Raw genomic sequence first — 23033 nt, forward strand, 5'->3', positions numbered from 1 at the left:
CCAATCAGGTCGCACAGATCGCTAAATAAAGGCCCCGGCAACTTAACCCCTGCATATTATTGGTAGGGATCAATGACTAAAAGATCGTTTTTAACGCGAACGTCACTTGCGCAATAGCTGCGCGATGAACGGAAAAGATGTTCACCTATTGAAATAGTGACATCACTATGTAACGCTTTTAATGCTAGAACATGGGTATTACTGAAGTATTCCTGTATTGCAATATAGTTATTTTCCCGCGCATCCGTGAGTGCTATTAGCTGGTTTTTTATCTCTTTTATAGTAAGCGTCAAACGTTCATCTAATAATTGTAGTTTCTCGGAATTACCCGCATTGGTGAGTTTACGTTGCGCACTAAGCACTGTCCGTAATTTTTCCTGATTCAAATCTAGTTCTAAGTTAATACGTTTTTTGTTATCCAAAAAGCTTTCATATGCGCCGATCAAATTAATGGTTGTTTTTATCCCTACCGGTGCGCCAAGTGTGACGGTACAAATACCTTTTTCGGCCGATAAAACACCACCAAAAATCGTCCCTTTTTTGCCATCTTCATCTTTAACATTGATATAACCTTTGCACTGCACATAACAGTGCAATAACTGGTGTTTGATATTTAAATCGTAACCAACATCGACTGTTGCATACTGAATAAAGTTAGCAAAAAGAGAGCCTTTGCAATTTATCTCAGAAGAAAACCTCTTATCGCCTTTAACCGGGTGGCCTAATATCCCTTTGGTGACAAACAGATCACCACCACATTGAACTTTTGACGACTCAATAAAGCCGATAACAGTGATATCACCGGTTGCAATTATCTCCTTACAACCGCGAATATCACCGGCAATAATAAGACTGCCTGTATGATTGACACACCCAGAAGTCGGATTAAGGCTATCCATCATTAACAGTTGATCGACTTCCATGCCCCTATTTGAAATTATTGGTGTACCTACTGCGGTGGCTATTAGAATATTCTCATCAGAATCACAAATGGCAGTATTATGTCCAACGTTGAAAGGAAATTCATTGCCCGGTGTATGCTCAATTATTTCACCGGTAACAGTAATGCCATCGTGACCATTGCAAGCAGGGATGCGGCGCATCAGTTGCTCACCTGGTTGGACAGAAATTAATTTACTAATATTGTTCATATCAAAACTGCCATAGTCCAGGTTTATGGCCGTTTTTAATATCTCTTTAGGAGAATCGAGTAAACATTCAAACTGGCTATCATAGCCATCAACGGCTTGTATGCCTTTAGCGATTATTATTTGATAAGCTGTACCCGGTTTTGAAAGTGCTGATTTTTCTATAATTTGATTTATCGCTGAGTGGGAAATACCTATGCTAATGTGTTGCTCATTGATGCCATCCATCAGTTGTTGATAAGTGATTTTTTTTCCCGCAAAAGGAGACGTTATTTGCGCTTTTGCTGTGATTTTTTGAGGATCAAACGTAATGATTAATTGTGCATCACGGCGATCGGCAATGATCACAGATTGCAGTTTAGTATGACGGGGTACACCGCGTTTAATCCCTTCATAGTGTTGAATCGCCTCCTGCAGGCCTGCTTTGCTAAATTTAAAGTTGTTATAATCTGAGTCTTTAACAAGGGCGATGATGTCTGCATTACTTACCTCCCCTGCAACGTCTGAAATCAAGAGTCGTAGTTGCTGCTTATCTTTTGATAACTGCAGTTGGGCGGGTGAAAGTGTGAGTGTGTTATTCATGGCATGCTTCTTATTACTATAAAAAATTTTTTGCGGCGAATAATTGCTTTAAGTCATTCTAATATAAAGAATATATTATTCTATTTATTTCTGTAATAAAATATTTGCAGCGGGCCTCTTTGATGATTTTTGAGTAAAAATGACTATCAGATCACTTGCATTCATTGCCTGGTAACTGCAATGAATAATCAGTATGACCATAATATAGTCGTTAAGAGCTACAAGATAACCTAGAACAGCCGATTTTATTGCGCGCCCAATCAGGTCGTTTTTTTGCGTAATCTTGATGATCCGGTTGTTCTTGATAAGGATTTTTTAAAATCATCTGTAGTTTTAAAATCTCACTAAAATCGCCTTGTTCGGCAAGCTCGATCGCTTGTTGGGCGAGGTAATTACGCAATACATATTTAGGATTGACCCTATTCATTTTTTGCGCGCGCGCGCGCTGCGTTAAACCGTCAACATTGATCCGCTTAAGGTAACCTGTTAGCCATAAACTAAAATCGTCTAAATACTTATTATCAAGCTTTTGCAGATCGTAATAGCAAGGAGCAAAGAGCTTTAACCACTGATCGTGTGATTGCAGATCGAGTTCATTGGGCACATTTGCAAGCAAGCGATAAAAAATAGTCATATCGGTCTCAACGGCACTTAACAGCTGTTCCAAAGCGTGAAACATCTGCAAGTCACTCTGCCCCTGAAATGCTTTAAAACCCAGTTTTTCAGCCATCATAGTGCACCAGCTGTTTTGATAGTTAACGGCATAATCACTTAATATGGCCTGTAATGGCTCAGCTTCACCAATCAATGGAAATATTGCGTTAGCTAATTGAAAAAGATTCCATTGCGTAATTTGTGATTGATTGCCAAAGCGATAGCGTTTTTCATGTTCGTCCGTTGTATTGGGTGTCCAGTTTAAATCAAAGTCATCAATCCAGCCGTAAGGACCGTAATCGATGGTTTCACCGAGAATAGACATATTATCGGTATTCATAACACCATGTACAAAACCCACGCGCATCCAGTGCACAACCATCTCACTGCTGCGGGCGCAAACTTCACTAAACCAGGCCAGGTAGGTCTCGGTAGTGAACTGCTTATCCGCGGTCAGTAGATGGCTAAAATCGGTTTCGATAGCGTGCTGCAGCAACTGTGTCAGAAGGTTTTCATCGCCTCGCGATGCGGGCAGTTGGAAACTCCCAAAACGCAGGAATGAAGGGGATACTCGGCAGACAATCGCGCAGGGTTCAAATGCCGGATGGCCGTCATACATTTTATCGCGCAGCACTTGCTCACCTGTTAAACATAAACTTAACGCGCGTGTTGTAGGAATGCCTAAATGAAACATCGCTTCTGAGCATAAAAATTCACGGATTGATGAGCGTAAAACCGCCATGCCGTCTGCATTGCGTGAGTAGGGCGTTTTACCGGCGCCTTTAAGTTGTAGAGTCTGGTTGCCTGTCGGGGTAACGAGTTCGCCCAGATTAATGGCGCGCCCGTCACCAAGCTGTCCCGCCCACTGACCAAACTGGTGTCCACCGTAGCAAAGTGCGTAACTTTTCATGCCCGGTAGCAAGCGATTACCTGTCATAACTTGCGAAAACTCAGGTGAGCGAATGGCTTTGTTTGAGAAACCTAATTGCGTGGCTAAATCATCTGTCACTGCAATTAATTTGGGTGCTGCCGTTTTAGCGGTTGAGACAAAAGAATAGGCGGCGTTTTCGACACTGCGGCAATAATTATCCGTTTGTGGATCTGCGGGTAAATTATTAATTAAGCGGTTGTTAAAAGAGAGGCTGTTCATAGGCATTCGGTTACTTTATTGGAAGCAGATATTAATAGTATACTAATTTACTAGGGTATTGCATAGATTAGTGTGCTTTGCATTTGTGGTCCTTGCTTAGTGCTGTTTAATTTCTGTTGCAGGCTAAAGATGAGTGTTACTTAAAACGGATGTTATAATAGCCGCAATTATTATTAATTTAAGTTTAAAACCAATGAAAGTGCTTCAGTATGTTAACCATTATCCTGCCAATATAGTGGACCAAGTTAAGTCGTTAATTGAGCAAAATAAACTCTCTGGTTATCTGCTAAGCAGATACCCAAGCAAGCATGCAATCAGCACTGAAAAAGCGCTTTATGAGTATGTGCTGGAGTATAAAAAACGCTTTTTAAAAAAGTCATCACCCATTAGTAAAGTCAGTTACGACGCTAAGTTGCAACTGGTAAAACATGCGTTAGGTACACATACCTACATATCACGTGTACAGGGGGGCAAGTTAAAAGCGAAACAGGAAATCCGTATTGCAAGTTTGTTTAAAGATGCGCCGCAGGCGATGTTAGATATGATTGTGGTGCATGAGCTGGCCCACCTTAAAGAGAAGGATCACAATCGGGCGTTCTATCAATTGTGCGCGCATATGCTCCCTGATTACCAGCAGCTAGAGCTGGATACGCGCTTATTTCTTATTGAAAATGAGCTGCACGGATCTCTTTATAAAAACGCTTAGCAAAGACGCTATTGCAACGAGGCTTGTAGTTTAAGCATGCCTTGCTCTATGCTCACAAGGGGCTGATAGTCAAGATCGCGCTTTGCGGCGCTAATATTGAAATAATGGCTGGTGGAAAGTTGTCGAGCGACAAAACGGGTCATCATCGGCTCCTCTTTTTTGCGCAGGCCTAAATAGATCCATTCTAATATCATGCCAACATTATAGGCTAATGCGGCAGGCAGACGTTTTGTAACAGGGGGTAATCCTTTGCAGGCAAGAATTTTGTTAAGCATCTCGGCCATTAATAGAGGTTGATCGTTACTTAAAAAGTAAGCTTTACCGGCGCAAACGGGTTGTGATTCATTTAATTTAACTGCCGCTAACAGGTGTGCGTAGACTGCATTATCGATATAAATGGTATCAACCAGCTTATCTGTTTTACCGACTAACTTGAGTTTCCCTGCCTCTGCACGTTGTAACACCCGCGGTACTAAATGCGGATCTCCCGGCCCCCAAATCAGGTGTGGGCGCAGTGCAACTGTTTTCAGCGCAGCACAATTTGCATCTAGCACTCTTTTTTCTGCAATCGCTTTAGAGAGGCCGTAAAAATTTAAAAACTGTTGCGCATAAGGCTGAGTTTCATCAATGCCGTTTTCATCCAAGCCGCAGAAGGTGACGCTCGGTGTACTGGTATAAACTAAACGCGGGATATTAAGCGCCTGACAGATCTGGATAATATTTTCAGTGCCGCTAACGTTCGGTTGAAAATAGGATTCTTTACTGCCCCATACGCCTGCTTTTGAGGCAACATGGAAAACCAGATCGCACCCTAGCATCGCATCTGATAGAGCGTGTTGATCGGCGATATCACCCTTAATCAACACCACCCCCATCTGTTTAAGCTCCGGGTAGTCAGAGCGTGCAAAACCGACCACCTCAATATTTGCCGCGCGTAAAGAACGACATAATGCTTTGCCTAAAAAACCACCGGCACCCGTGACAAACACACGCTTCACTTGATTTGCAAGCTGCTTCAATATAGCTTGCTGTTTTTCATCTAACTGTGAGAGTGGTGTTGTTTGAGTTGTCGGCATAGGTGCTACTCCAAATATTTATTGGCCAATTATTTATTGATTTGTTGCTGCGCCCAAACAGCCAATTTTTCGCGGAATATTTTTGCATTGTGGCGGATATCCATGGGAAAGCTAGGGTGAATCAAAAACTGCTGGATACCTGCTGTCTGCGGATATCTGCCCGCAATAAATTTTAATTCATTAAACAGTTTAGTTGGGCTTGTTGAAGGTTTGCTGAGTAGCTCAATACATAATAGCGGCACTGTTTTTTGATTGTGCTCAACGGCAACTAAGGCAGTGCGTTTAATTTCCGGATGGGTATTAAATATGCGCTCGCAGGGGATTGAAAAATAGTTTTTTATTTTATCCTGATAGACTGAATTAACGGCATGAGACTTACGTCCGCACATCCATAACTTCCCATGCTCATCAATATAACCCAGATCACCCATGCGGTGGCGTACTGTCTCACCATCCTTTATTTTACTGGCAATATTTGCCTGCTCTCTGCGGTAGTAGCTGCGGCTTACTTGCGGACCTTTAACAACAATCTCGCCAATCTCATAGGCGGGAAGAGCAAGCTGAGAGTGCCACTCTGTAATGCTTTTTTCACTGTTTTTAATGATTGAAATTTCCATACCATCAACCGCCAACCCGACACAAATACCGCCGCCCGTATCTGTTATTGCCTCTGTCCTGAGTAGCTGCTGGCTGCCTATTTTACTGATCGGTAAAGATTCAGTCGCACCATAAGAGTTTATTATCTCCACCTCTTTATTAAGTAACTTAGTAAATCGTTCAATGGAGGGTAGGGTAGCGGGTGCACCTGCTGAAATAACGCGTTTGATGCTAGGTAACCTTAGGCTTCGCGATACTCCTGCTTGCCCGAGCAGTTCAATTAATGCGGGGTTGGCAAAGAGATTTGAACACTGATATTTTTCGATGGCAGAAAATATATTATCGGGATTGGCAGTGATAGGTTTGCTGGCATCCATATCCGGGACAATCGATGCCATTCCGAGCGCGGGTCCGAACAGTGAAAATAGCGGAAAGGTAGCTAAGTCGCGTTCACCGTTGGCAATTGCATAATCATGCTTTAACACATTTATTTGTGATTCAAACATTGCATGACTGTAAACAACACCTTTAGGGGCACCAGTACTGCCACTAGTGAAAAGAATGGCCGCCATCTGCTGCGCCGCGAGTTTGACCATAGGGTAAGGTAGATCGGTTTTATATTGTTTTAATAACGAATTTAAACTGTGCCCCCATAAACTTGTTCCTGCAACCGTAATATTATGCTTTATGCTCACTTTTCCCCAGCCAAATAGGCGTCTGGCAATATGCGCTTTAGGGATGCCGATAAATATATTAGGCTGCGCTTCATTGAAACACTGTTTAAGATTTTTAATACCCATGCCAGGATCGACCAGAATAGGAATAATTCCCGCTTTAAAAAGGGCAAAGGTGATGGCGAAAAAATCGATGCTGGGGGTCACCATCAAAACTGCTTTGTCACCACTTTTTAAACCATATTGATTAAGCGCAAAAGCTATCTGGTCACTGCGTTGGTTAAGAGAATGAAAATCAATTTCTTGGTAAGTCAGTTTATTGAATCTTTTCTTTTGTACAGCAACTGCAAGTGCGTTGGGGTTTTTATCTGCGGCATCGACAAGATGCCGGCAAAGATTGGCTTGTTCACTGTTTTGCATAAGAGTATGAGTATCTAATGTTAAATGGTTTAGTTGATATTATCGCCATTAGGAATCAATGGCGACATAGATTTTTAATTTATGGATTATCGGCCATAAATGTTTCAATTAGAAGAATAACCTCATCGCTTGCATCTTCAAGAATATAATGTCCGCAATCAGTAAAAACATTAACGCCTGCATGCGGCATTTTTTCTTTCCAAAGATCTAAGAAATGTTTATCAAAAATAAAGTCTTTTAGGCCCCAGCAGATAATTGTCGGTACTTGTTGGAAGTGTATCAAACTTTTGTCAATATCAGAAACTAATTGATAGTTTTTATCACTGGTAAATAAGGGGATGTCCTGCACAAAACGTAATGTGGAGATGCGATTTTTCCAAGAGTTAAAGGGCATCACATAGGCAGCGCGAATATCTTTAGCCATCGCTTTGCGTTTAACACCAATATAAGATGCAATGGAAGAGAATGCATTAAAACCGCGCACTAATAGGGTGCCCAGCAGTGTATTACGGCAGATCCATAACGCTATTGGAAAAGATTTGGCTTTAGGAAGATGAAAAGCCCCGGTATTTAAAATGACTAACCGTTTGATGCGTTCCGGGTAGCGCGCTGCGTAGCCCATACCAATCATGCCGCCCCAATCGTGTACAACCAAGGTGATATTTTCTGTGATCTGCAGTGATTCGAGTAACGCCTCTAAATCATCAATACGGTTTTTAAGGGTGTACTCATACTCTTTATCGCCGGGTTTATCAGATAATCCGCAGCCGATATGATCAGGCACAATACACTGGTAATTTTTACTCAGTGCCCGCACTAAATTGCGGTAATAAAAAGACCAGCTTGGATTACCATGAACCATTACGACGGGCTCACCACTGCCTTCATTAAGATAATGATATTGCTGACCATTGCGATCTAAATAATTGCGTTTAAATGGAAATAAAGTATCTAAATTCATGTTACCACTCAAGTCCTAACATCATGCAGTTAAGGCCGCTGCCTATACCTAAAAAGCTAACATTGTCGCCTTTTTTTAAGAAACCTTGCTCATCTGCCATCGCTGCAGTTACAGGGAGAGAGACAGTACCCATATTGCCCAGTTTTTGGTAAGTTGGAAATTCTTTATAGGCAGGGATATTTAATGCCGCCAACACCTGTTTCTGATTGGCTGAACCCACTTGGTGGCAGATCACTTTATCAACCTGCTCAACTCGCCAATTGTGTTGATTCAAAAAATGTTTCCAAGTGTCATTGGCTAATGCGACACCCTCTTTAAGTAACGGCACTGCGTTGGTACGCATAAACTCGCGGTGCAGTTTCAGTCCGACTTCTTGTAATCCCCATTTGCAAAGATCATGATGCTCAGGGGCTGAGAGGTGACTTGCCCCTAATAATTTATGCTGGCATGAATTTTTTAGGGGTAAGCTGCCATCAGTTAATAAAACCGCAACCGCACCTGAGCCACCCGTCAAGGTTGCCAAAGACTGTGAAAAATTCTGAATCGTTGGATTTTCCAGCATATTGTCGATAGTGATATCAACAATATGGCGGGCTGATTCACAAGAAACGACTAAACCCGCTTTGATCTGCCCAAGCTCGATACGATTGGCAATATCTAATATGCCTGATAAAACGCCTAAACAGGCATTGCTGATATCGTATATTGCGGTATTTTTATTGACACCTAATTCGGCAGCAATACGGCAAGCTGTTGCTGGCTCGTGCTGATCCCGGCAAACACCGGTATAAACAACAGCGCCAATATCATTGATATTAATGGCAGTTTCATCGATGGTTTTTTTAGCCGCTGCAATGGCTCCATCTGATAAACGATGATCGGATGGCCACCAACGTCGCTCTTGAATCCCCGTTAAAGCAGCGAGTTGCCCCATTGGAATACGAAGTTTTTGATATAAAGGCGCAAGGCGCGATTCTAATTCAGAGCTTGAAATGGTATCTGGTGCCAGTTCATAAGCCAGGCTATTGATATAAACGCGGGAATATTTCATTAAACAGTTTTATTTCTCATCGGTTTCACTATTAAAAGATCAAATGTTAGGCGTAGCCTTAAATCGAGGGCGTAGATTAACGCAATTCTCAATTTTAACAAAGAGCTATCAGTAAAGAATCATAGCTTTCCCTCGATTTACACTACTCACGCATCGTATTTTTTAAAATTTCAATGGTTTACCTTTCTTCAGGTAATTTACCCATTGCCTGTTTCCCTGCAGCGATTTTAATATCACTTTACTCATGGGCAGGGGCTCATGGCAGATCTGTGCCGCTAACATTTCCGCGAGTAATGGCGCAGAGCACAATCCACGCGATCCCAATCCGGTCAACATATACAAGTTGTTGTGAAAAGGGGCGTTGTCTCCATTGAATGATTTTTGCGCATTGTGATAAAAGGCTTTTGTTGCCGCATAGTCTGGTATTGCCCCCACATAAGGGAAGTGATCGCGGCTGGTGCAGCGAATGCCGACAGTCGCTTTCTGGTGGGAGATATCGATCTGTTCAACCCAATTTTTACCGGGAATACATTTTGCCAATTTTTGTTTATTCTCAGTCTGTTCCTGTTGTGAAAACGCTTGCTCTGTCACATGGCGCTTAAACGTAGCGCCCATGCAATGATTTTGATTATAAGCAGGTGTTAAATAACCTTCATGACAGATTGGTACTTTTAATGGACTGAGCTGTTTAGTGCTGCTGACGTGTGTCACTTGGCCCCTGGCAGCTGATAACGGAATGGCTGCACATTGTCTGAATGCTAAGGTATCAAAGCCGCTGGCTAACACTAAAAGCGGGTGCTCAACGCTGTGCTTTGCAAAATTCAACTTCCAGCCTTGCTGCGTATCAGTAAAGGATTGTAATTTGTGATTAAAAAGAAGAGTTAATTTGCCCGACTGCAGGGCTTTATCAAAAACAGCGTTAACCATCTGTTTGGGGCTTAACCAGCCTGCAAGTGGATAATATAAGGATTGCTGACCAATATCTATATCTGCAATCGTGTTGCTCTGCTCGCTTGATTTATGAGTGACTAAACGCTTGGGAAATTGTGCGGCTATTATCCTGTCTAATTTTGCTGCCGAGATAGGATCGTAATAGAGCTGCAATAAGCCGGAGAAGTCAAAAGCGAAAGGATGAGACTCCGCTATCTGCTCTACATAATTTCGCGTAAATAAAAATGCATTGGCAAATAACTGACTGAGTGCGTCATGTTCACCATTCAATAGTGGGTATAACGCGCCTTGTTCATTAGCGGACGCGCCGGCCGAGAGTGATGCGTCTTTGCAATATAGCGTGACATTATAACCGCGTTTGATTAATGCAGTGGCCAGACAAGCGCTGGCAATACCGCCACCAATAATAGCGACATTACCCTCTAGGCTTGTAGCGCTTGCGCGGTAATCTGGACCCTGTTTTTCTGTTAAATAGGGGAATGGGGGGCCAGATAATTGACCGACCAGCATTTCTCGTTTTTTGCCGTAACCGTTACGTTTTTGGATAGTAAACCCGGCACTCATTAACCCTCTGCGTACAAAGCCTGCCGCACTAAAGGTGGCAATGGTGGCATCCGCTTTACAGGTTTTGGCTATCTCTTTAAATAGCTGTTCACTCCACATCTCTGGATTTTTGCTTGGCGAAAAACCATCTAAGTACCAGCAGTCAAATAGGCCTTCGCTATAATTATAAAGCGAAGGAAGCGTCTCTTTTACATCTCCGAACCAGAGATCCAGAGTGATATTAAATTTATCCAGCGTAATACGGTGGCAGCCTGTTAACGCCAGTGGATATTGCGCTATTAATGGCTTAATAAAATCGTCCAATAACGGCCAGCGATTAAGCGCACATTGTAAATCTTCAATACTTAAGGGGAATTTTTCGAAACTGCTAAAATGCAATCGGCGCAGAGGGGCACTCGTGTGTGACTGTTGGAATTGTTGAAACTGCAGGCAAGTCACTAAAAAATTCAAACCGGTGCCGAAACCTGTTTCGGCAATACAAAACAGCGGCGCTTTGCAGTTTAACCAGCGCTCTGACAAGTTATTGCCCTGTATAAAAACATATAAAGATTCATTTAATCCCTGCTCAGTATTAAAATAGACATCTTCAAATTGTGCGGAAAAGGGTTCACACTGATCAGACCAGTTTATTTGGGCATGCTTAATTAATTTGATTTTTCCTTCAGACAAGATATATTTCCTATTCTGTGCGATTATATTTTAGTTTTAATTCGGTGTGCCTTGAATTTATAACCAATGGCCACATTTCGATCATCATATAATTAGTCCCTCAAGCAATAAAGGCTTAATAATGAAAAGAGCAGTAATTACAGGTATTGGTATTGTTTCTAGTATTGGTAACAATAAAGATGAAGTATTAGCGTCACTTAAAAGTGGACAATCTGGCATCACATTCTCCGAACAATTTGCCGAGATGAAAATGCGCAGCCAAGTTTGGGGAGACTTAAAAATTGAGCCGAAAGAGCATATTGATCGTAAAATAATGCGCTTTATGGGCGATGCTGCTGCTTATACCTACCTTTCTATGCAACAAGCGATTGCGGATGCTAACCTTCCCGAAGAGATGGTCTCTAACGAAAGAACTGGTTTAGTGACCGGCTCTGGCGGCGGCTCTTCTAAAAACCAAGTGGAAGCTTGCCAAATCATGAAAGAGAAAGGCGTGCGCCGTGTTGGTCCCTATATGGTGCCGCGTACTATGGCCAGCACAACATCTGCATGTGTTGCGACGCCCTTTAAAATCAAAGGGATTAACTACTCAATGAGCAGTGCTTGTGCGACAAGCTCGCATTGTATCGGCAACGCGCTTGAGCAAATTCAACTTGGCAAGCAGGATATCGTTTTTGCTGGTGGCGGTGAAGAGTTAGATTGGACCATGGCGTGTGAATTTGACGCGATGGGCGCACTTTCAAGTAAATATAATGAGACACCTTCAAGCGCTTCTCGTACCTACGATGCAAACCGAGACGGTTTTGTTATCTCCGGCGGTGGCGGTATTGTTGTTGTTGAAGAACTTGAACATGCATTAGCGCGCGGCGCAAAAATCTATGCTGAAATAGTAGGTTACGGCGCGACATCTGACGGGTACGACATGGTTGCGCCATCGGGTGAAGGTGCGGTGCGTTGTATGCGCCAGGCATTAGCAACAGTTGATGGTGAAGTTGATTACCTGAATACACACGGTACTTCTACACAAGTAGGCGACGCGAAAGAATTAGAAGCAATTAATGAAGTATTTGCCGGTAAAGCGCCGAAAATAAGTGCCACTAAATCTCAAACAGGTCACGCACTGGGTGCAGCTGGCGTTCATGAAGCTATCTACAGCTTATTGATGATGGAAAATAATTTTATCTCTCCATCAATTAATATTGAAGAACTTGATGAAAAAGCTGTCAATCTGCCAATCGTTGCTAATAAAGCGATCGATGCAAAACTAAATGTTGTTATGTCAAACAGCTTTGGTTTTGGTGGTACAAACGCAACATTAGTATTTAAACGTTACCCATAGTTGTGTAGTAGACACGTAGTTGTTTACTACCAATTAGATTTTAAAAGGAGCTTTTTGCTCCTTTTTTCGTTGTTCAGGAAAAAAAATGAACATTTATATTGATGAAAATATTCCTTATGCAAAAGAATTCTTTGCAGACCTTGGCACGCTTCATTTTTTTGCGGGGCGAACGGTGACGGCTGATCAACTCGAAGATGCCGATATACTGCTGGTGCGTTCCATTACGCAGGTTAATGAACAATTATTATCGCTAAATAATTCATTAAAATTTGTCGGTACTGCAACGATCGGTACCGATCATATCGATCAAAACTATCTGAAAAATAGAGGTATTGCATTTAGCAGTGCACCGGGTTGCAATAAAATCTCTGTCGCCGAATATATATTAAGTAGCTTGCTGGTTTTAGCTGAAAAGCAGCAGTTTGAATTAACCGATAAAAGCGTTGCTATTGTCGGTGCGGGCAATACAGGCAGCGCCGTATTCGATCGTTTAAATGCACTTGGGGTTAACTGCCTGCTCTATGATCCCCCTTTACAATTAGCGGGTGATAAGCGAAATTTCTGCTCTTTTAAGGATGTGTTGGCAGCGGATATTATAAGCCTGCATGTGCCTAAAACGGTGCAGGGGAAATTTGCAACTGTGCATCTGTTTGATGAATCTGTTTTAAGACAACTGCACAGCAGGCAAATTTTATTGAATGCCTCTCGTGGTGAAGTGATTGATAATCAGGCTTTGCTTAAACTTGCACAACAAGGGATGATGCCCACATTGGTCTTGGATGTGTGGGAAAATGAGCCCAGTATAAATAAAGATCTGTTACCCTTTGTTGACATTGCGACACCGCATATTGCAGGCTATAGCTTAGATGGAAAGGTACGTGGTACTGAGATGTTGTACCATGGGGTATCTCGTTTACTGATGCTAACAGCAACGCATAGGCTGCAAGAGTTTGTGCCTTTACCTGCTGTTAATTCAGTCTCTATTTCGCAACGACTGGATCAAGCTTTATTAAAATCATTAGTGCATCTTATTTTTGATGTTCGTCGAGATGATGCTTTATTTCGACAACTGATTGATCAACCCGACGGTTTTGATACCATGCGCAAAACTTACCAAGAACGACGTGAATTATCGACATTAACAGTTCACTCAAGCGTAAAACAAAATTTATTATTAGCGTCGCTAGGTTTCTCAACCTGCGCGCTGAATGATACCAAGGAAAATGATGAAATCTGAATATAATATCGCCCTGATTGGTGAATTACACGGCTCTATCGAAGCAACCTTAGAAGTATTAGCGGCACGAGACTTTCCTGTTGCAAAATTATTTCCTTTAGTATCCGGCGCGGAACTATTCACTACGCCTAGTGCTGATGAATCGGAAGAAGATTTTGACGACAATGAATTTGAGTCTCAAACCAACACGGTTATGTTTGCAGGAAAGCCTATCGATGTGCTTGAGTTGGATGATTTTGATTGGCAACAAGTTGACATCGCTTTTTTCTTAACCGATATCGAAACAACCCAAAAATGGGCTGATATCGCCAGCAAGCATTGTGTTGTAATAGATAATAGCGGTGCATTTTTAAGCGATGAAAATGTGCCATTAGTACAAATAGGTGTCAATGAAGATAACCTTGGACGCTATGCACAAACGAATAAAATATCAATCCCAAGTAGTGAAAGCGCACAACTGGCATTGGCCATTAAACAGCTTCATCTGGAAGTGGGGTTAGTGCGTGTTAGTGTTGCCAGTTACCATTCCGTTTCAGTTGCGGGTAAAGCCGGCATAACAACGCTTGCGGGTGAAACCGCACGACTATTAAATGGGAAAAGTGTTGAAACGGTAACATTCCCTCAACAATCCGCATTTAACGTCTTCCCACAACTTGGAGACCTAAATGAAGAGGGAATAAGTTTCGGTGAGTTACGTTTGGTGAATGAGATTCGCTCGTTATTAAACGATCCGTCAGTGGTTGTTTCATCCACTCAGGTTGTTGTACCTATGTTTTATGGTTGTGCGCAAGCCGTTCATTTACAAACTCATTATCCTGTTGATTTAGAAGAGGTTGCACATTCACTGCATCACTCTGAAGGGCTTTCTTTAGCCGAATCTGTGTGCGATTACCCGGATATGATTAACGATGTAGTAGGTCACGCTGAGGTTAAAATTGGACGCCTACGTAAAGATATTTGTGATGCCAGCGGGATCAACTTATGGATCTGCGCAGATAATGTTTATTTTGGCATTGCCAGTAATGCGGTACAAGTTGCGGAAAGACTTATTCACACTTATCTGTAATCGTTTTAATATGATGATTTAGTGGGCTAGCTCGCAATTCTAGCCTTATTTTTTCTTTTATTTCACGACTATTGAGTGAGCGGGTTTATCATCTACTATTAATCAATAAAATGGTTAATTACTTATTTTTTTTGCTTTAAACAAGGAATGAATATGAAGCGCTTCCTGCTTACTCTTGTATGCTGCTCTCCTTTAGTTTTTTTACCATCAATTAGTTATAGCATTGATTTAACAGGGCCTAATGGCGAACAGTCCCTTTCATATGAACAGTATGGCCCGATCACTTCGGTTGAAACTTTGTGGGGAATTTCAACAAAATTACGCCCCGATGATTCGGTTAGCATCCAGCAAACCATGGTGGCAATTTACAAACTAAATCCTTACGCTTTCCATAATGGAAATATTAACAAGCTTATTCCTGAATCCGTTATTGCAGTTCCAACTTTTGAATTTGTTCAAGGGCAAACAAATAAAGAAGCCATCGCATTAATCAATAAATATTCACCACGTAAAAAAGCTAAAATTATTAAGCCAGCACCAACACCTGTTGTGCCTGAAAAAACGCAAGTAGAAGAAGCACAGTTAACAGAATCGATAGCACAAGAATTACAGCCTAAAGCAGCAGAATTAGCGGATAAAAAAGAATTAGTTGCAGCTGAAAAAATATCGGATGCATTGCAAAGTGAGTTGAACGCAGTTAAAGAACAATTATTAGTTTCTACAGAAACCAATCAGAGTTTAAAACTTAAATTACAACCACTGCAAGAGGAATTATCTGCGGTAAAAGAGCAAATCGACAGTGAACTAATCATCAATACAAAACTGCAAACGATCATTGATGACTATCGCGCGCAGCTCGATGCGGTAGAAGCACGGCCATTTAGCGGGGATGGATGGGTAAATGAAATATTACGCTCAATCACGTCATCCCTTACCAATTTGTTAATTACTATTATCTCTCCCATTTTAGTATTGATGGCCGTTTTTGTGGTGATAGTGCGAGTCAGATCTAAACGTTTATATGCAGAGCAAGAGAAAGAGCTTGCAGAATCAACGGCAATATTGATGGAGCAAACGGGTCAGTTTGACACTTTATTAACTGATAACGTTTCGGATGAAGCAGAGGAAGAGCTGGACTTCAGTGATGATTTAGACACGCAAGAGAAGAAGACGGACGCTCATCAAGAGGAAGCCGTTAATATAGATGAAGATGAAGATGAAGATGAAATAGAAAGTATTGATTTAACTGAATCAGAAGATGACGCATTTGATGTGGTGGATTTAACTGAAGCGGATGAAGATGAAACCAGTGAAGATGATCCGTTTGGTATTGAGGCATTAACAGACCAAGAAGATCTTATTTCAAGTGTCAAATCAAATGATTCAGAAAACGCGAACAGTGAAGATGATCCTTTTGCTGTCGGTGCGCAGCTTGATGAAGACGATTCTGCTTCCAATCCGAAAGTAGATAATTCGCAAGTTGTTTCCACAGCGGAGCAGGCCGATTTAGATTTAGCCGCAGAATGGGAGGCTCAGCTAGCAAATGACGCAGAGGGAAAGACAAATGATGTTGCGGATAAAGATAAATCCGAAGCAGATTTAACTGCAACATCAGAAGAGATAGACCCGCTCGACAGTGTAGCAAATGAAACGGTACTGGAAACTGATCTTTCTGCTGCCGATGAATTACAAACTGATTTAGCAACAGAAGAGAATGAATTAGATTTATCGGAAAGTGAAGTTGCTGATATTGATCAGATAAGCGACTTAGAGCTTGAAATTGCAGATACAGATGACTCAGTAGAGGTTGATTCAACTGAAGCAGATAATGCGCAATCGGACGTGCTTGAATTAGACGAAAGTCTCGAATTTGATGCGTCCGCATTAGATGATTTAACTGCAGAACCCGCTGTCGAAGAAACAGCGAAGGAGGAAAAGCCGGATCTCTTAGCTCAGCAATTAAGCGATGTTGCATTTAATGCTGATGTGCCGCTTCCTAAAGTTGATTCTAAACAAAAAGATGACTTTATCTCTATCGAAACGTTATTGGAAAATAATGACGAACATGGCAAAAGCGAACCTTATTCGGAAATGGATTTTGATTTAGATTTAGATGATTTCCCAGATGTGATTAATTCAGAGGGGAGCGTTGATATCGATGACGACGAAAATGGCATTGGTACTCAGTTAGATTTGGCTCGGGCATATCTGGAAATTGATGATAAAGAGGGGGCAAAAGAGATATTATTGTCGCTGGTTGATCTTAGTAATGGCGCTCAACGAACTGAGATTGATAAATTATTGGCTCGACTGCAGTAATTTACACGGCTTCTGTTTGAAGATTTTTCTGAAAAAAAACCAGCATTGCTGGTTTTTTGCTTTAATTAAAAAAGAGTTAGTAAATGCGACCATTAATTTTAGACGTTCAAGGTGTTGAGTTAGAAGCACAAGAAAAAGAGATATTGGGTCACCCATTAGTTGCTGGCGTTATTTTATTTACGCGCAACTTTGTCGATATTAAACAATTAAAAGAGCTTGTGCAGCAGATACGATTTTATGCGCGAAATGAGCTGTTAATTGCAGTCGATCATGAAGGTGGGCGTGTACAACGATTTAGAGATGAATTTACACACTTACCCAGCGCGGGCTCTTTACTTAAATTTAATAAGATGGAGGAAGCAAAAAAATTAGCCTTTAGCAGTGCATGGGTAATGGCAAGTGAATTAATTGCCTGTGATATCGATTTAAGTTTTGCACCCGTACTTGATTTAAACGGGATTTCTGATGTTATACAAGAACGCGCATTTTCACCCTCGATTGATCCTACCATCGAATTGGCGCAGGCATATATAAGCGGAATGAAGGCCGCCGGGATGTGCTCTACAGGTAAACATTTTCCTGGACATGGCAGTGTAAAGGCTGATTCACATATTGATTTGGCGGTCGACAAGCGCAGCAAAATTGAGATCTTTAATAAAGATATTTTGCCCTTTAGTCAGCTCATTAAATGTGCTTCGCTTGATGCGGTGATGCCGTCGCATGTTGTTTATCAACAATGTGACAATCTACCCGCTGGCTTTTCTTCCTATTGGTTACAGAATGTATTGCGTCAACAACTGCATTTTAAGGGGGCCATTATTAGTGATGATTTATCAATGCATGGGGCAAGCTTTGCCGGAAACCATCTTAGTCGTGCGGAAAATGCGCTTAAAGCGGGGTGCGATCTTATTTTAGCTTGTAACGACAGCAAGGGGGCGATTTCAATATTAGACAACCTGAGCGTTCCAATGCAGGCTGATTCTGTTATTAACAAGCTGCGCTATATTAAAAATTGCGTTGCTTTGCCTTTACATAAAAATCCAATCTGGATAGAAAACAATCAAAAGCTAAAACAGTTTGCTGAGCGGATCTAATTAGTTAGTGTGAATACTTGCACTCTACATAAATTTCCATAAACTTATAAAAATCCTATACAATATCAGTCTTCCAGAGGTTTTATAAAGAATCGCTAAATTTACCATTAAAAGAATAAAGGCGGAATAATTAAATGATCATTTATCTACACGGCTTCGATGCAACTAGCCCTGGTAATCATGAAAAAGTGATGCAATTAAAGTTTATTGATGACGATGTCCGTTTTGTTCATTACAGCACTATCCATCCTAAGCATGATATGAGCCATATTCTAAAAGAAGTGCATAAACATATTCAAAGCAGTGATGATAAATATCCGCTTATCTGTGGCGTAGGTCTTGGAGGATATTGGAGTGAACGGATCGGTTTTTTATGTGGCATTAAACAAGTTATCTTAAATCCTAATCTCCACCCTGAAGATAATATGGTTGGGAAAATTGAATGGCCGGAAGAGTATCTGGATATTGATACTAAGTGCGCCAGTGATTTCCGTATGCAAAACGAACAAAATTGTTTATGTATTCTTTCAAAAAATGATGACATGATTGATTCTCAAGAGAGTGATCATGAACTTTCTAAATATTACCGAATTATATTTGATGAAATGCAGGGACATAAATTTCAAGATATATCTCACCATCTACAGACAATTAAAAAATTCAAATCTTTGTAATATCATCGATAAAACAACCGGGCAATTGAACTGCCCGGTTTTTATAACCTACCTGTAACAAAATGATCACATCTCAATAAGAATAGCGGTAATTTTTACTTTTTTTGTTAATTTTATGTAACATAATTACATTTTCTTGTGCTATAGTTTTAATTTATGTTTAATTACATTAGCATTTTGATCCTCTTAAGCGCGCCTTAACAGAGTGGTAATGTAATCGAATCTAGCAAAAATTGAGGTCTATATGTATAAAATTGTTATTGTTGGTGGCGGGGCTGGTGGCCTGGAGCTTGCCACTGAATTAGGGAATAAATTAGGACGAAAAAACAAAGCGAATATCACGTTAGTTGATAAAAATAGAACGCATTTGTGGAAGCCCTTACTACATGAAGTTGCTGCAGGCTCTTTGGATGATGGTATTGACGCATTAAGCTACCGCGTACATGCCAAAAATCATGGTTTTAATTTTAAACTGGGTGAGTTAGCTAATATTGACCGGGAAAATAAGATCATTCACTTAGCCCAACTGATGGATCAAGAGGGCATACAAATCTTACCTGAAAGTGAACTCAGTTATGACATTCTAGTGATGGCGATTGGCAGTGTCAGCAATGATTTCAAAACCAAAGGTGTATCGGATCACTGCATATTTTTAGATAGTCCGCAGCAGGCCAAGAAGTTTCACCATCGTATGTTGAATAAATATCTGCAGCTTGGCGTACATCAAACCAATCAAGTCAGTGTTGCTATTGTCGGTGCGGGGGCAACGGGGGTTGAATTATCTGCCGAGCTTTATAACTCACTGCAACAAGTCTCCAGCTACGGTTTTGAGCATATTAAGACGACTGATTTAAAAGTGAGTCTTGTGGAAGCGGGCGATAAAATTTTGCCGGCACTTCCAGAGCGGATATCCGCTTCCGCGCATAAAGAGTTAGTAAAATTGGGCGTTGATGTACGCACCAAAACTATGGTGATAGAAGCCACTGCACAAGGCTTACTGACTAAAGAGGGCGAACTCATTCAAGCCGACCTAATTGTCTGGGCTGCGGGTATAAAAGCACCTGATTTCCTCAAAGAAATTGCCGGCCTTGATACTAACCGAGCAAATCAACTCGTCGTTAAAGCAAATCTACAAACTACTCTGGATGATTCCATTTATGCAATCGGGGATTGTGCCAGCTGTGCCTTGCCTGATGGGAAATTTGTACCGCCTCGCGCGCAATCTGCACACCAGATGGCTTCCTTAGTTGCTAAAAATATTACTGCGACGATTAATAATAAGCCGTTAGTTGACTATAAATACAGAGATTACGGCTCACTGGTTTCATTAAGTAACTACAGCACCGTGGGTAGTCTAATGGGTAACTTAATGAAAGGGTCGATGAAAATCGAAGGTCGTTTAGCACGTTTGGTTTATATCTCTTTGTATCGCATGCATCAAGTTGCACTTCATGGTTATCTGCGTACCGGATTAATAACCTTAGTTGAGCGTATTAATCGAGTGTTACGCCCGCGTCTAAAACTACATTAAATTCAGTTATATTCGTAAGAGCAGCGCCTTGTTGCTGCTCTTTTTATTCTTAAGTGGCTGGCCAGAAATTACTTATGGCGTATAAAACTTGCCTTTAACTGTCTGCTACGGACACTGTATAAGAATATCCAAATGATGATAACCAGTTGCAGCGATGCCTGCAATGAGTAGTGGAAGTGGTTAATAGATAAATAATAAAGCTGCAGAGCAAAATCCCCAATAATACTACTCAGTAAAAATAAAAATCCCCTTTGCCATAATTTAGATAAGATGCGTTGTTTATCATGATCACGTCCTGAGAGAAAAAAGAGCAACAACGCGATAAAACTAGAAATCAAACCAAAATATAAATGTGATTGTACAGGATAAAACAGCGTCAACATCTCCCCGCCAGTGTCTGGAGAAATCTGCGAAATAATGAATAAAGCCCAAGCCCTTGCCAGAAACAGTAAGCTAAGGTAAAAAAACAGTGGCGGTTTTAGGTTGCCTGACTCTGTGTAGCAGTGCAGTGGAAAGATAGGAATATGCATCAGAAGCCGATTAATAGTTAATAGAAAGGGGCGGTTCGCCCCATTCTATTTAATTAATAATACACATAGGGCAGTATGCGTACCGACCTTGTGGATCATTAAACTTGGTTAATATTGCGGTTTGCGATTGCAGTGAGTTAATTGCCTGATATAAAACCGGGCTTATTTGCACACCTTGCGGTAAGAACTGTACAGCCGATGTGAAAAGATCATTGAGTAACTGCTGTTTTGTAGACAGTGCAGGGGCGATCTCTTTTACTTCATATTGTGTTAATTGAGCAAGCTCTGCTGCTTGGGTAATCGCATCTTGTAGATTCCCTAATTGATCCACAAGACCTCGCTGTTGTGCATCAATACCTGTCCATACTCGACCCTGAGCAACATTATCAACCTCAACTAGCGACATATCACGTCCATCCGCTACAATCGTTAGAAACTGTTGATAGCCGTGTTCGATACCTATCTGCATAATTTCAGCAAGATCCGGATTAAGAGCGCGGGTTGGATCTATGGTCGACAATTCACTTGTACCCACTCCATCGTTATAGATACCAAATTTGTTTAGCGCTTTCTCTGCACTGGCGAACATACCGAAGATACCAATCGAACCGGTCAAGGTTGTGGGTGATGCGACGATATGATCCGCCGCCGATGCTATCCAATACCCCCCTGAAGCGGTCACGCTGCCCATGGAAACCACCACTTTTTTACCTGCTTTTTTCAATGCTAATACTTGTTGGCGGATTTTTTCGGAGGCAAAGGCACTTCCTCCAGGTGTGTCAAGACGAATAACGACGGCTTTAACGCGATTATTGTTGAGGGCTTTTTCTAATAATTGACTGAAACTATCACCACCAATGGCATCTCTGTTTTGCTCTCCAGCTAATATTTCACCACTGCCATGAATAAGTGCAATCTGATCATGGCTTGACGGGCTTTCATATAGACGAGGCAGAGTCGATTGATAATCGTCGTAACCGAGTAAGTTGAAATCAGTACCATCCGATTTTGCTTGTTCTTTAAACTTAGTGATTATTTCGAAACGATTATTTAAAAAATCAACTAAACCAGCTTGTTTTGCATACTGCGCGGTATCTCCGCCTGTGTTTTGTAGTGCTGATTTTAATTGTGCTAGAGAAGGGGAGAGGGACTGCGCTGTAATGGTGCTTTTATCTTTGCGCTCGCTGATAACCGTAGCGATATAATTTTGCCACAATTGGTTTAACCAATGACGGTTTGCTAATTTACTCTCTTTTGACATCTGGTTTTGGGTAAAAGGTTCAACAAAAGATTTGTAGGTGCCGACCTTAAATATATGTGGGGTAATTAATAGATTATCCAACGCTTCTTTGAAGTAAAGACGGTATACCGAAAAACCTTGTAGGAAGACTAAACCTTGTGGATTGAGATAAATCTTGTCAGCAAAACTTGCTAATAAATATTGCGTTTGAGAGTAGTTATCGGAAATAGCAGTCACTGCTTTTCCCTTTTCTTTAAACTCATTGAGTGCCTTGCCAATATCGGTTAAATGGTTGAGGCTTGCGCTGCTTAAGCCATCTAATTCTAACAGTATGCTTTTTATTTTAGGCTCATCTTGTGCGTAACGAATGACCTGAAGTATCTCATCAATTTGATATTCATTTACTTGGGACTGCTGCGCGGAAAGTAGCTGTTTCGAGAGTTCAGAAGAAAAATCAACCGGCTGTTTTTGCTCAACAATGTTACCTTGGAAATTGAGATGAAGGATTGAATTATCTGCGATGGCAACTTGCTGCTCGTCGACATTAATCGCAACAACAATCAGTATTATAATAATTAAAAAGATCGTATTAACAATAAATAAACGAGTGAAATTTATTAGCTGAGCAAGCTTTTTTAACCATGAATATATCTGTTTCATTGCCTATCCTTGTAAAAAATAAAGCACTGGATATTCACATATATACCCAAGCTACTTCAAAATGCAGATTCAGAGCTTCGCCCGGACGCTAGAACAAGGCGCAATATGATGAGAATGGTTATTCCCTTTTCAAGTGTTGCAAC

The 23033-nt window shown here is 41.2% G+C and carries 17 protein-coding genes; 8 read left to right on the forward strand and 9 right to left on the reverse strand.

Features of this window, described 5'->3' with window-relative positions; all coding sequences use genetic code 11:
- Positions 1–56 precede the first annotated feature (56 nt).
- Both ACJAT7_RS05900 and ACJAT7_RS05905 read right to left on the reverse strand, forming a co-directional pair.
- Complete coding sequence (locus ACJAT7_RS05900) at positions 57–1730, reverse strand: DUF342 domain-containing protein (protein WP_415225879.1); 1674 nt, start codon at positions 1728–1730, stop codon at positions 57–59.
- Between the two features lie 211 nt (positions 1731–1941).
- The gene (locus ACJAT7_RS05905; protein WP_415225880.1) at positions 1942–3540 is read right to left on the reverse strand and encodes a protein adenylyltransferase SelO; all 1599 of its coding nucleotides are present in this window, start codon (positions 3538–3540) and stop codon (positions 1942–1944) included.
- A gap of 187 nt (positions 3541–3727) precedes the next feature.
- On the opposite strand from ACJAT7_RS05905, the gene ACJAT7_RS05910 reads away from it, so the two are divergent.
- On the forward strand, positions 3728–4240 hold the full coding sequence (locus ACJAT7_RS05910) for a M48 family metallopeptidase (RefSeq protein ID WP_415225881.1): 513 nt from the start codon (positions 3728–3730) through the stop codon (positions 4238–4240).
- 8 nt (positions 4241–4248) lie between these two features.
- On the opposite strand, the gene oleD is transcribed toward ACJAT7_RS05910, so the two are convergent.
- From oleD to mnmC, 5 genes are all read right to left on the reverse strand, one after another.
- The gene (gene oleD / locus ACJAT7_RS05915) at positions 4249–5316 is read right to left on the reverse strand and encodes a 2-alkyl-3-oxoalkanoate reductase (protein WP_415225882.1); all 1068 of its coding nucleotides are present in this window, start codon (positions 5314–5316) and stop codon (positions 4249–4251) included.
- A 29-nt stretch (positions 5317–5345) separates the two neighbouring features.
- The gene (oleC, locus tag ACJAT7_RS05920; protein ID WP_415225883.1) at positions 5346–7007 is read right to left on the reverse strand and encodes an olefin beta-lactone synthetase; all 1662 of its coding nucleotides are present in this window, start codon (positions 7005–7007) and stop codon (positions 5346–5348) included.
- A gap of 79 nt (positions 7008–7086) precedes the next feature.
- Positions 7087–7968, reverse strand: a complete 882-nt coding sequence (locus ACJAT7_RS05925; protein WP_415225884.1) for an alpha/beta fold hydrolase — start codon at positions 7966–7968, stop codon at positions 7087–7089.
- A gap of 1 nt (position 7969) precedes the next feature.
- A complete protein-coding gene (locus ACJAT7_RS05930) occupies positions 7970–9019 on the reverse strand; it encodes a 3-oxoacyl-ACP synthase III (protein ID WP_415225885.1) in 1050 nt (349 codons plus the stop codon).
- 162 nt (positions 9020–9181) lie between these two features.
- The gene (gene mnmC / locus ACJAT7_RS05935; protein ID WP_415225886.1) at positions 9182–11203 is read right to left on the reverse strand and encodes a bifunctional tRNA (5-methylaminomethyl-2-thiouridine)(34)-methyltransferase MnmD/FAD-dependent 5-carboxymethylaminomethyl-2-thiouridine(34) oxidoreductase MnmC; all 2022 of its coding nucleotides are present in this window, start codon (positions 11201–11203) and stop codon (positions 9182–9184) included.
- Positions 11204–11324: 121 nt separating this feature from the next.
- On the opposite strand from mnmC, the gene fabB reads away from it, so the two are divergent.
- From fabB to ACJAT7_RS05970, 7 genes are all read left to right on the forward strand, one after another.
- Positions 11325–12539 (forward strand): beta-ketoacyl-ACP synthase I, encoded by a 1215-nt coding sequence (gene fabB / locus ACJAT7_RS05940; protein WP_415225887.1) that lies wholly within the window; start codon positions 11325–11327, stop codon positions 12537–12539.
- Between the two features lie 85 nt (positions 12540–12624).
- Positions 12625–13776: a 4-phosphoerythronate dehydrogenase gene (locus tag ACJAT7_RS05945; protein ID WP_415225888.1), complete on the forward strand. Its 1152-nt coding sequence runs from the start codon at positions 12625–12627 to the stop codon at positions 13774–13776.
- Entirely contained in the window at positions 13766–14842 is a 1077-nt protein-coding gene (locus tag ACJAT7_RS05950) for an aspartate-semialdehyde dehydrogenase (protein WP_415225889.1), read from the forward strand. The genes ACJAT7_RS05945 and ACJAT7_RS05950 overlap by 11 nt, the downstream gene beginning before the upstream one ends.
- Before the next feature lie 153 nt (positions 14843–14995).
- Entirely contained in the window at positions 14996–17161 is a 2166-nt protein-coding gene (locus ACJAT7_RS05955) for a FimV/HubP family polar landmark protein (protein ID WP_415225890.1), read from the forward strand.
- An 83-nt stretch (positions 17162–17244) separates the two neighbouring features.
- The gene (nagZ, locus tag ACJAT7_RS05960) at positions 17245–18255 is read left to right on the forward strand and encodes a beta-N-acetylhexosaminidase (RefSeq protein ID WP_415225891.1); all 1011 of its coding nucleotides are present in this window, start codon (positions 17245–17247) and stop codon (positions 18253–18255) included.
- 134 nt (positions 18256–18389) lie between these two features.
- Positions 18390–18929 (forward strand): alpha/beta hydrolase YcfP, encoded by a 540-nt coding sequence (ycfP, locus tag ACJAT7_RS05965; RefSeq protein WP_415225892.1) that lies wholly within the window; start codon positions 18390–18392, stop codon positions 18927–18929.
- Between the two features lie 244 nt (positions 18930–19173).
- The gene (locus ACJAT7_RS05970; protein WP_415225893.1) at positions 19174–20460 is read left to right on the forward strand and encodes an NAD(P)/FAD-dependent oxidoreductase; all 1287 of its coding nucleotides are present in this window, start codon (positions 19174–19176) and stop codon (positions 20458–20460) included.
- 68 nt (positions 20461–20528) lie between these two features.
- Here ACJAT7_RS05970 and ACJAT7_RS05975 read toward each other — a convergent pair whose 3' ends face one another.
- On the reverse strand, positions 20529–20990 hold the full coding sequence (locus tag ACJAT7_RS05975; protein ID WP_415225894.1) for a DUF2919 domain-containing protein: 462 nt from the start codon (positions 20988–20990) through the stop codon (positions 20529–20531).
- 49 nt (positions 20991–21039) lie between these two features.
- Positions 21040–22890, reverse strand: a complete 1851-nt coding sequence (gene sppA / locus ACJAT7_RS05980; RefSeq protein ID WP_415225895.1) for a signal peptide peptidase SppA — start codon at positions 22888–22890, stop codon at positions 21040–21042.
- Positions 22891–23033 lie beyond the last annotated feature (143 nt).

Origin of the sequence: Psychromonas sp. (genome assembly GCF_047632995.1) — a bacterium.
Classification (GTDB): Bacteria; Pseudomonadota; Gammaproteobacteria; order Enterobacterales; family Psychromonadaceae; genus Psychromonas.